This is a genomic window from Bradyrhizobium sp. GCM10028915 (assembly GCF_042666195.1).
In the GTDB taxonomy this organism is placed as follows: Bacteria; Pseudomonadota; Alphaproteobacteria; order Rhizobiales; family Xanthobacteraceae; genus Bradyrhizobium; species Bradyrhizobium canariense_D.
This window is the reverse complement of record NZ_JBHTFN010000012.1, coordinates 421,016-430,168: the sequence shown is the minus strand read 5'-3', so window position 1 is coordinate 430,168 and position 9,153 is coordinate 421,016. Positions and strand designations below refer to the sequence as shown.

Sequence of the window (9,153 nt, the reverse complement as noted above, 5' to 3'; positions counted from 1 at the left end):
GCTCATCGCCTGCGCCCGCAAGCTCCTGATCTACGCCAATACTGTCGTGCAACGGGGCACGCCCTGGATCGAAAAAGCCGCCTAGCCTTTAATGGTTGCTACGATTTCGAGCCTGCGGCTAGCCGCTTGTTGAACATCTCGACATTGACGAGCCCGCGCGCGTGGCGCCCTTCGCCGAGTTTTCGCGGGCCTTCGAAGGCCTCGACCTCGAAGCGGATGACGCGGCGCTCGACCGCGAAAACCTTCGCAGTGGTCCGCACCGTCGCACCGACGAGGGCTGCTGCAAGATGGCGGATATCGACCTCGGTGCCGACGGTGACCCAGCCCGGCTGAAGCGCCGCACGAATCGCATCGCCCGACGTCATCTCCATTTCCAGGATCATCATCGGCGTCGCATAGACCATCGGCATGCCGGGCACGAAATGCCCGACCGTGCGCTCCACCGGCACCACCAGCGTGCGCTCGGCGCTCATGCCGACCTTGATGAAGTCGCGTGCGTCCATGGGGCCTCCCCCCGTCGTCCTGGACAAGCGCAGCGAAGCGGAGCGCCGATCCAGGACCCATTACCCCGACCCAACATTGTCATGCGCGGTCTAAACCACGACCTGCTGCGACAACTGCCGCTTGGGGTAATGGGTCCTTGGCTTTCGCCAGGACGACCTTTGTGGTTGCCGAACCAGCGCCGGCTACTTCTTCGCAGCCGCCGCGCGCTCCACGAACGTCTTGCCGCCCTTCATCTTGTGGCGGAGCGGGGCTTCATTGATCTGGATGACGACGGCGTCGGCATCGACGCCGAGATTCTTCACCAGTGCCTGGGTGATGTCGCGCATCATGCCGGCCTTTTGTTCGTCGGTGCGGCCTTCGGCCATGCTGACAGTGATCTCAGGCATTTTTCTCTCCCTTGGGGCCGGACACCGGCCATTGACGGGCGCCATCAAACAGGAGGTAGATGTCCGGGACAAGCCCGGGCATGGCGACGTCAGCGAATGGCTAGCCCCAGCTCACGTCATGCCGCGCCAACACCTCGCGCACTTTGGCGACGAGGTCGGCCTCGCTGCACGAGAACTGCGCCGGGCGGCTCTCGCGCCATTCCTGGTTGGAAGCGATCGCGGCCGCCGCCTTCGCGCCCTCGATCAGATCCTTGATCTGCACCTCGCCACGCGCTTTTTCATCCGAGCCCTGGATGATGACGCAGGGCGCATTGCGGCGATCGGCATATTTGAGCTGGTTGCCCATGTTCTTGGGATTGCCGAGATAGAGTTCGGCGCGAATGCCGGCGGTTCGCAACGATGCGACCATCTTCTGATAGTCGGCGACGCGGTCGCGGTCGAACACGGTGACGACGACGGGGCCGAACTCGGGCCGCGTGTCGAGCTTGCCAAGCAGAGTCAGCGCGGCCTGAAGCCGCGACACGCCGATCGAGAATCCGGTCGCCGGCACCGGCTCGCCGCGAAAGCGCGAGACGAGACCATCATAGCGGCCACCACCGCCGACCGAGCCGAAGCGGACCGGGCGGCCCTTGTCATCCTTGGTCTCGAGCAGCAATTCGACCTCGTAGACGGGGCCCGTGTAATATTCGAGACCGCGCACCACGGAGGGATCGATCTTGATGCGGTCCGCGCCGTACCCCGACGCCGTCACCAGTTTCGCGATCTCTTCCAGCTCGCTCACGCCGGCCTGACCGACTTCGCTCTTGGCGAGATAGACCTCCGCCGCGGCGATCGCCTCTTTCCAATCGTCGCGCGGTTTGGTGATGGCGAGAACGACGTCAGCCTCCGACGCGCTCAAATTGGCGCCCTTCGTGAAGTCGCCCTTGCCTTCTTCGCCGCCATCCCATCTACCGGGACCGAGCAGTTTGCGAACTTCCTCGGCGGGAAATTTGTCGAGCTTGTCGATCGCGCGCAGCACCGTCAGTCTGCGTGCTGCGTTCTCTTCGCCGCCGAGCCCGATGGCTTCCAGAACGCCGTCGAGCACCTTGCGATTGTTCACCTTGACGACATACGAGCCGCGCGCAATGCCTAGCGCTTCCATCGTGTCCGCGGCCATCATGCAGATCTCCGCGTCCGCCGCCGGCGTGGCCGATCCCACCGTATCCGCATCGAACTGCATGAACTGGCGGAAGCGGCCGGGGCCGGGCTTCTCGTTGCGGAAGACGTAGCCGACGCGGTAGCTGCGGTAGGGCAACACAAGACCGTCGGTCCCGTATCGCTCGCCGACATAGCGGGCGAGCGGCGCGGTCAAATCATAGCGGAGGCTGATCCACTGCTCGTCGTCGTCCTGGAACGAGAACACGCCCTCGTTCGGACGATCCTGGTCGGGCAGGAACTTGCCGAGCGCGTCGGTGTATTCCATCGCCGGCGTTTCCACCGGCTCGAACCCGTAGAGTTCGTACACGGTCCGGATCTTTTCCACCATCTCGCGCGTCGCCCGGATCGCGGCGGGATCGCGATCCTCGAGCCCGCGCGGCAGGCGCGCCTTCAGTTTCTGGGATTTTTTGGGTTTTTCGGCCATGCGCGGCATTTACCAGCCGACGCGTGATGCGGCAACTGCCGGGTAATCGCTTACGGCTGCTCCATCCGCGCCCGGAGCGCGTCGGCATCCGCTTTCGGCAGCGACTTCAGCGTTGGCTTGATGGTTTCGCCGCCGACGATCTTGCCGTTGCGCATGAACATCCAGTCCGAGATGTCGGCTTCAGTGAATTCGACCTTATCGCCTGCCCGCTTGCCGGCCAGATCGCGTGGCTCGTTGGCGAAGAGGCCGGAATAGGCCCCATTGGGTAGCTTCTTCACCTCGGCCATCCAGATGTGCTCACCGCCTTTGCGGGTCGAAAAGTGCACCTTCAGGGCATGCCCTGTCTCCGACGGCTTCGGCGCCTCGTAGGAGGCCCAAAAGGTCGGCAGCGTGCCGCGGGCGCGCGCGATCGCGGTGTTCATCTCCGGATCGGTGGTGCGCACGTCGACGACGGGCGAACGGCCCTCAGCGGAGACGTCCGGCGTGGGGCCGATGGTCAGGATGCCAAAGACGGTGACGCCGGTGATTGCGGCGAGAACGACCCATTTCAGGGACTGGGGAAGAGTGGATGTCATGATAGCGATGTCCGGTAGACTCGATGTCCAGGTATTGGAGGTCTCGGACTTTGTCGCACGATCAGGGTGACGCGTTCATGGCAAGAAAAGCCAACCAGCGATGCCCTTTTCCCCTCTCCCCTTGTGGGAGAGGGTGGCTCGCCGCGTAGCGGCGAGACGGGTGAGGGGTTCTATCCGCGAGTCCAACTGACCCTTGAACTCGCGGATAGAACCCCTCATCCGGCGCTTCGCGCCACCTTCTCCCACAAGGGGAGAAGGAAGAAGGGCCTCAATCCACCTTCCGGATCCAGTTGTGCGGATCGTTGGTGCGGCCGTACTGGATGTCGACGAGCTGCTTGCGCAGGCCCATGGCGACGGGGCCCGCGGCACCGCCGCTGATCTCGAAATCGCCGCTCACCGAGCGCACCGTGCCGATCGGCGAGATCACGGCGGCGGTGCCGCAGGCAAACGCTTCCTTCAGCTTGCCGCTGGCCGCATCCTTGCGCCACTGGTCGAGCGAGTACGGCTCCTCACGCACGGTCTTGCCGGCGTCTTTGGCCAGCGCAATGATGGAGTCGCGGGTGATGCCCGGCAGGATGGTGCCGAGCGGCGGCGTCGAGAGCGACCCGTCGTCGAACACGAAGAACACATTCATGCCGCCGAGCTCTTCGATGTAGCGGCGCTCGATTGCATCGAGAAAGACGACCTGGTCGCAGCCGTGCTGGATCGCCTCGGCCTGCGCACGCAGGCTTGCGGCATAGTTGCCGCCGCATTTGACGGCGCCGGTGCCGCCGACGGCAGCGCGCGTGTAATTCTCCGACACCCAGATCGAGACCGGCGCGGGGCCGCCCTTGAAGTAGGAGCCGACCGGCGAGGCGATCACCGCGAAAATGTATTCGGACGACGGCTTGACGCCGAGGAAGGTCTCGCTCGCGATCATGAAGGGGCGCAGGTAAAGGCTGCCCTCGCCGCCCGGCATCCAGGCGCGATCGATGCGCACGATTTGCTCGACCGCCTCGATGAAGACGTCTTCAGGGAGCTGCGCCATCGCCATGCGGTCCGCCGAGTCCTTGAAGCGCCGGGCATTGGCATCGGGGCGAAACAGGTTCACGCCGCCGTCGTCGCGCTTGTAGGCCTTGAGGCCTTCAAAAATTTCCTGGGCGTAGTGCAGGACGGCGCCGGCCGGATCGAGCTGGAAATTGGCGCGGGCCTCGACACGCGCCTCGTACCAGCCGCCCTTGGCCTGGTTGTAGCGGACCACCGCCATGTGATCGGTGAAGACCCGCCCGAAGCCGGGGTCCACCAGCTTGGCGACCCGATCCTTCTCGGAGGTCGGATTGGATGCGGGCTGGATGTCGAATTTCATGCTCATGTCCTTGCCTCCCGCTGCCGGTAGCGGCGCCGTTGTGGCACCCGCCTGCCCCGATTTGGGCCCGGCTGGCTCGATTGGTTTCTGGCCGGACCGCCGCCAGCCTTGTTACGGCCGGTTTCCGTGGCCAGCATGTCACGGAGGACATGCTTTTGCGGAAGACGGAAGTCCAGTATGTTTTGCCGAAATGCCGTTCGACATCGCACGGTAGATCTGCTCCGGCCGTTGCCGCCTGTCCGGCCCACTGCGGCCGCCTTGCTTCGACGCCCACCCGACGCGAAACGATCTAAAATTTCGTGCGGGCTGATCGTTTTGTAACATTGAGACCAAGATACGTCAATATGCCTGACATAAATTTCGCGACTCCTTCTCAAGACGCAGCCGGGCCGCGGCCGGCCGCAGACGACGGAGGCAATTTGCGCTGGGATATCATCGAACTGCTGTTCTTCGCCTATCGCGATTTTGTCGGCGATCCCGACCAGGAGCTGGAGGCGTTCGGCTTCGGCCGGGCCCATCACCGCGTCATGCACTTTGTCTATCGTTATCCCGGCCTCAAGGTCGCCGACCTCCTCGACGTCCTGCGCATCACCAAGCAATCGCTCGGCCGGGTGCTCAAGCAGCTCCTGGACGAGGGCTATATCGTGCAGAAGACCGGCGACAATGATCGCCGCCAACGCCTGCTGTTTGCGACACCGAAGGGCGAGGCGCTGGTGCAGAAGCTCGCCGGCCTCCAGACCACGCGCATCACCAAGGCGCTTGCCGAGATGGCGCCGCAGGATGCCGAGACCGTCAAGCGCTTCCTGCGCGCGATGATCGACCGCGACGATCCGGACAAGGTGCTCGAGACGATCTTTGCCACCGTCAATCAGGACAAGGAGTGACCGTGCCGCTCGCTGCCACGCTCGCACGCCCGCCGGCACGTCCCGCAGACGATGCCCCGCATCTCCTGCTGGTCGATGACGACCGCCGCATCCGCGATCTGCTCTCGCGCTTCCTTGCCGGCGAAGGTTATCGCGTCTCGACCGCCGCGAGCGCTAGCGATGCCCGTTCCAAGCTTTTGGGCCTGCACTTCGACCTCTTGATCCTGGATGTCATGATGCCCGGCGAGACCGGCTTCGATCTCGCCCGTTTCATCCGGACCTCGTCCTCGGTGCCGATCGTGATGCTGACGGCGCGGCATGAAGCCGAAGCGCGCATCGAGGGCCTGCAGATCGGTGCCGACGATTACGTCGCAAAGCCGTTCGAGCCGCGCGAGCTTGCGCTGCGCATCAACAACATCCTCAAGCGCGCCGCGCCGCCGCCACAGGCCGCTGCGGTCGAGAAGATCGCGTTTGGCCCGTACATCTATCACCTCGACCGCGGCGAATTGCGCCAGGGCGAAGACGTCATTCACCTCACCGACCGCGAGCGCGAGATGCTGCGGATTTTGTCGGAGACACCGGGCGAGACCGTGCCGCGTAGCGCGCTGACCGGCAATGGCAGCGTCAACGAGCGCGCCGTCGACGTGCAGATCAACCGCCTGCGGCGCAAGATCGAGACCGATCCCGCCAATCCGCTGTTCCTCCAGGCCGTGCGCGGCATCGGCTACCGGCTGGTAGCCTCGCCATAAAGAGTGAACCGCCACCGATGAGCACGATCGATACCGGCCTGACGCTTTTGAAGAGCGCCGCCGGCCGCGTCTCCGCCGCCAATGGCTGGATGGGCAATGCGTTCAAGGGCTGGATGCCGACCGGCCTTTATGCGCGTGCGCTGCTGATCATGATCGTGCCGATGGTGATCCTGCAATCGGTGGTCGCCTTCGTGTTCATGGAGCGGCACTGGAACACGGTGACACGCCGCCTGTCGGCCGCGGTGGTGCAGGACATCGCCGCGCTGATCGACGTCTACAAGGGCTACCCGCAAGACAAGGATCGCGACCAGATCCGCCGCATCGCCCAGCAGCGCCTGGGCCTCGTCGTCGATTTCCTCCCGGCCGGCGACATGCCGCCGCCGGGACCAAAGCCGTTCTTCTCGCTGCTCGACCAGACGCTGTCGGTGCAGCTCGGCCGCCAGATCGGGCGCTCCTTCTGGATCGACACGGTCGGCCGCTCCAACCTCGTCGAGATCCGGATCCAGCTCGACGACGCCGTGATGCGCGTGTTCGCGCAGCGCAGCGCCGCCTATGCCTCGAACTCGGAGATCTTCCTGTTCTGGATGGTCGGCACGTCCTCGATCCTGCTGATCGTCGCGGTGCTATTCCTGCGCAACCAGATCAAGCCGATCCTGCGACTTGCCGACGCCGCCGAAAGTTTTGGCAAGGGCCGCGAGGCGCCGAATTTCCGCCCGCGTGGCGCGCGCGAGGTGCGGCGCGCGTCGGTCGCCTTCCTCGAAATGAAGTCGCGCATCGAGCGAGCGATGGAGCAACGCACCGCGATGCTAGCCGGCGTCAGCCATGATCTGCGCACGATCCTGACGCGGTTCAAGCTCGAGCTGGCGTTGATCGGCGACAGCCCCGAAATGGAGGGCATGCGCAAGGACGTCGACGAGATGTCGATGATGCTCGAGGACTACCTCGCGTTTGCCCGCGGCGATTCCGGCGAGCAGTCGCAGCCGACCGACATGGCCCAGGCGCTCGAGGAGCTGCGCAGCGACGCCGAGCGCCACGGCCACACGGCGACCGTTGCGTTCAACGGGCTGCCCGTGGTCACGGTGAAGCCGGCCTCATTCAAGCGCTGCCTCGCCAACCTCGTCACCAACGCCGCCCGCTACGGCAAGAGCATCGCCATCACCGGCCAGCGCGATCACCGTTATTTGACCGTGACGGTGGACGATGACGGGCCGGGCATTCCCGCCCATCTGCGCGAAGAGGTGTTCAAGCCGTTCCTGCGGCTGGACAACGCCCGCAACCAGGATGAAGGCGGCACAGGTCTTGGCCTCGCGATCGCCCGCGACATCGCCCGCTCGCACGGCGGCGACATCACGCTTGGCGACAGTCCGATGGGCGGATTAAGGGCGAGCGTGCGGATACCGGTGTAGCTGCCTCTTCCCTTCTCCCCCTGTGGGAGAAGGTGGCGCGAAGCGCCGGATGAGGGGTCTCTCTCCGCGAATTCAAAGCGAAAAGAGTCACACGCGGAGACAAACCCCTCACCCGTCTCGCCGCTGCGCGGCGAGCCACCCTCTCCCACAAGGGGAGAGGGGAAGAGCCTTACTTCGGCAGCAGCGCCTTCAGCTTGTCCATGTCACGCACGTTCATCTTGAAGCCGCCGGGCATCACGATGTCGCCGGGCTTCTGGTCCGGCTTGCAGGCTCCCAGCCATTTCGCTTCGAGCTGCATGGTCGTGTCGCGGCCTGCCGCGCCGGCGGCGCCGCCTTGCGCGTGCGACGACGTCTTCACCGTATAGGCCGAATTGAAATCGCCGGTGATCTCAGCATGCGAAGTCGTGCTGATGCCGGCGACATTGCACTCGGAATCGCTGACATAGCCGGTCGCGGTCTTCTTGATGTCCTGCTTGGCGCAGATCTGCTTGGCCATCGGCGAGACGTTGTTGTTCATTTCCTTGTCGACGGTCTCGTCGGTGCAGTGCTGCATGGTCATCTCGGGCACCGGCGTGCCGGTCCGGACCATCTTCAATTCCCACAGCCCCGCCTTACGCACCGGCAGGTCGTCAGCGCGAGCGCTGCCTGCCGACAACACGAGGCAAAGGGCGGAGCCGAGCAAAGCGAGTTTGCGCGTCATGTGGGAAGTTCCCGGCTGAGAGGTAGCGGCGTGCGAAAGCGCCTCAGTAGAGCGTGCGGATCGGCTGGTCGGCGGCGCCATAGGGCACCCAGCGGCAGGAGAACGAGATGTAGCCGCCCTCATAGGCCTGCACCGCCAGGAATTTGGCGACTTTGCCATAGCGCGCGCAGTGATCGACCGCGACCTGCCGCGCATCGACCTGGGTTGCCATCGAATAGGCGATGATGCCGCCGGTGTCGTTGCCCTTGAACGGAGGCACCGGAAGGAGATCGGCGCGCGCCGACTGGCTCGCCAACATACCCAAGGCAAGTAGGCCCGCGGCCGCAATGATTCGCATTCCCGTCACTCCGATTGGTTGGCGGCAGTTTACGGTGTCGGCGCGGCGGTGGAAAGAACGGATGGCCGGTCCAACGCAGCATTGCGGTCAACTCGTCGGCAAGTGTTGCCGCGCTGCACTTGACCTCCTGCGGCCTTCACGGCACCGTCCGACCCTTGCAGATCATGCTGTCTGGATCATCCATGCGCGCCTCGACCTTCCTGAAATCGCTCCGCTTTGCCGCCGTGCTCGGCCTCCTGTTCGGGGCGCTGTCGCTCGGCGAGGCCAGGGCCGCCAATCCGCTGGAGCTGAATTTCTGGCTGAGCGGGCCGCGCTATGACGGCAACGTCTCCGAGTGCGACAGGGCGCTGCCGACGATCGCGACCCAGTTCTGGGAGAAAGAAAGCGCGTTCTGGAATTCTTCGTTGAAGATCACCGGCTTCGCCGCCGTTCACGAGACCGCGTTCCGGCCTTGGGCATCCGACAACATCCCGCGCCGCTATTGCACCGGCGAGGCCATGCTCACGGACGGCAAGATGCGCAAGGTGCATTTCTCGATCGTCGAGGATGGCGGCTTCGCCGGCTACGGCCAAGGCGTCGAATGGTGCGTGGTCGGGCTCGACCGCAACTGGGCCTACAACCCGGCCTGCCGCGCCGCCAAACAGTAATTGAAACGTTCTGATCCGGA

General features: G+C 64.6%; 11 protein-coding genes. 4 read left to right on the top strand and 7 right to left on the bottom strand.

Annotated elements, in window-relative coordinates:
* Positions 1–98: 98 nt before the first annotated feature.
* From ACFQX9_RS11175 to ACFQX9_RS11155, 5 genes are all read right to left on the bottom strand, one after another.
* Positions 99–503, bottom strand: a complete 405-nt coding sequence (locus ACFQX9_RS11175) for a thioesterase family protein (protein ID WP_018453507.1) — start codon at positions 501–503, stop codon at positions 99–101.
* 183 nt (positions 504–686) lie between these two features.
* Positions 687–935 (bottom strand): tautomerase family protein, encoded by a 249-nt coding sequence (locus tag ACFQX9_RS11170; protein WP_083926322.1) that lies wholly within the window; start codon positions 933–935, stop codon positions 687–689.
* 55 nt (positions 936–990) lie between these two features.
* Positions 991–2,511, bottom strand: coding sequence for a histidine--tRNA ligase (gene hisS, locus ACFQX9_RS11165; RefSeq protein ID WP_026232544.1), 1,521 nt, complete (start codon positions 2,509–2,511; stop codon positions 991–993).
* 50 nt (positions 2,512–2,561) lie between these two features.
* A complete protein-coding gene (locus ACFQX9_RS11160) occupies positions 2,562–3,086 on the bottom strand; it encodes a YegJ family protein (protein WP_368507067.1) in 525 nt (174 codons plus the stop codon).
* A 268-nt stretch (positions 3,087–3,354) separates the two neighbouring features.
* A complete protein-coding gene (locus tag ACFQX9_RS11155; RefSeq protein WP_026232543.1) occupies positions 3,355–4,437 on the bottom strand; it encodes a branched-chain amino acid aminotransferase in 1,083 nt (360 codons plus the stop codon).
* A 338-nt stretch (positions 4,438–4,775) separates the two neighbouring features.
* On the opposite strand from ACFQX9_RS11155, the gene ACFQX9_RS11150 reads away from it, so the two are divergent.
* From ACFQX9_RS11150 to ACFQX9_RS11140, 3 genes are read left to right on the top strand one after another with little or no spacing between them, the layout of a single operon-like run.
* On the top strand, positions 4,776–5,315 hold the full coding sequence (locus ACFQX9_RS11150) for a MarR family winged helix-turn-helix transcriptional regulator (RefSeq protein ID WP_007596846.1): 540 nt from the start codon (positions 4,776–4,778) through the stop codon (positions 5,313–5,315).
* On the top strand, positions 5,312–6,043 hold the full coding sequence (locus ACFQX9_RS11145) for a response regulator (protein WP_018453502.1): 732 nt from the start codon (positions 5,312–5,314) through the stop codon (positions 6,041–6,043). The genes ACFQX9_RS11150 and ACFQX9_RS11145 overlap by 4 nt, the downstream gene beginning before the upstream one ends.
* 17 nt (positions 6,044–6,060) lie before the next feature.
* On the top strand, positions 6,061–7,449 hold the full coding sequence (locus ACFQX9_RS11140) for an ATP-binding protein (RefSeq protein WP_377788385.1): 1,389 nt from the start codon (positions 6,061–6,063) through the stop codon (positions 7,447–7,449).
* A gap of 169 nt (positions 7,450–7,618) precedes the next feature.
* On the opposite strand, the gene ACFQX9_RS11135 is transcribed toward ACFQX9_RS11140, so the two are convergent.
* Positions 7,619–8,149 (bottom strand): DUF3617 family protein, encoded by a 531-nt coding sequence (locus ACFQX9_RS11135; protein WP_085350072.1) that lies wholly within the window; start codon positions 8,147–8,149, stop codon positions 7,619–7,621.
* A 43-nt stretch (positions 8,150–8,192) separates the two neighbouring features.
* A complete protein-coding gene (locus ACFQX9_RS11130; protein ID WP_106940784.1) occupies positions 8,193–8,486 on the bottom strand; it encodes a hypothetical protein in 294 nt (97 codons plus the stop codon).
* A 182-nt stretch (positions 8,487–8,668) separates the two neighbouring features.
* Here ACFQX9_RS11130 and ACFQX9_RS11125 point away from each other — a divergent pair, with 182 nt between their 5' ends.
* Positions 8,669–9,133 (top strand): hypothetical protein, encoded by a 465-nt coding sequence (locus ACFQX9_RS11125; RefSeq protein WP_018453498.1) that lies wholly within the window; start codon positions 8,669–8,671, stop codon positions 9,131–9,133.
* The last annotated feature ends 20 nt before the right edge of the window (positions 9,134–9,153 follow it).

Excerpts from the sequence above, each read along its gene's own strand:
- ACFQX9_RS11175 (WP_018453507.1), bottom strand. The coding sequence starts at position 503 with ATGGACGCACGCGACTTCATCAAGGTCGGCATGAGCGCCGAGCGCACG.
- ACFQX9_RS11170 (WP_083926322.1), bottom strand. The coding sequence starts at position 935 with ATGGCGCCCGTCAATGGCCGGTGTCCGGCCCCAAGGGAGAGAAAAATG.
- hisS (WP_026232544.1), bottom strand. The coding sequence starts at position 2,511 with ATGGCCGAAAAACCCAAAAAATCCCAGAAACTGAAGGCGCGCCTGCCG.
- ACFQX9_RS11160 (WP_368507067.1), bottom strand. The coding sequence starts at position 3,086 with ATGACATCCACTCTTCCCCAGTCCCTGAAATGGGTCGTTCTCGCCGCA.
- ACFQX9_RS11155 (WP_026232543.1), bottom strand. The coding sequence starts at position 4,437 with ATGAGCATGAAATTCGACATCCAGCCCGCATCCAATCCGACCTCCGAG.
- ACFQX9_RS11150 (WP_007596846.1), top strand. The coding sequence starts at position 4,776 with ATGCCTGACATAAATTTCGCGACTCCTTCTCAAGACGCAGCCGGGCCG.
- ACFQX9_RS11140 (WP_377788385.1), top strand. The coding sequence starts at position 6,061 with ATGAGCACGATCGATACCGGCCTGACGCTTTTGAAGAGCGCCGCCGGC.
- ACFQX9_RS11135 (WP_085350072.1), bottom strand. The coding sequence starts at position 8,149 with ATGACGCGCAAACTCGCTTTGCTCGGCTCCGCCCTTTGCCTCGTGTTG.
- ACFQX9_RS11130 (WP_106940784.1), bottom strand. The coding sequence starts at position 8,486 with ATGCGAATCATTGCGGCCGCGGGCCTACTTGCCTTGGGTATGTTGGCG.
- ACFQX9_RS11125 (WP_018453498.1), top strand. The coding sequence starts at position 8,669 with ATGCGCGCCTCGACCTTCCTGAAATCGCTCCGCTTTGCCGCCGTGCTC.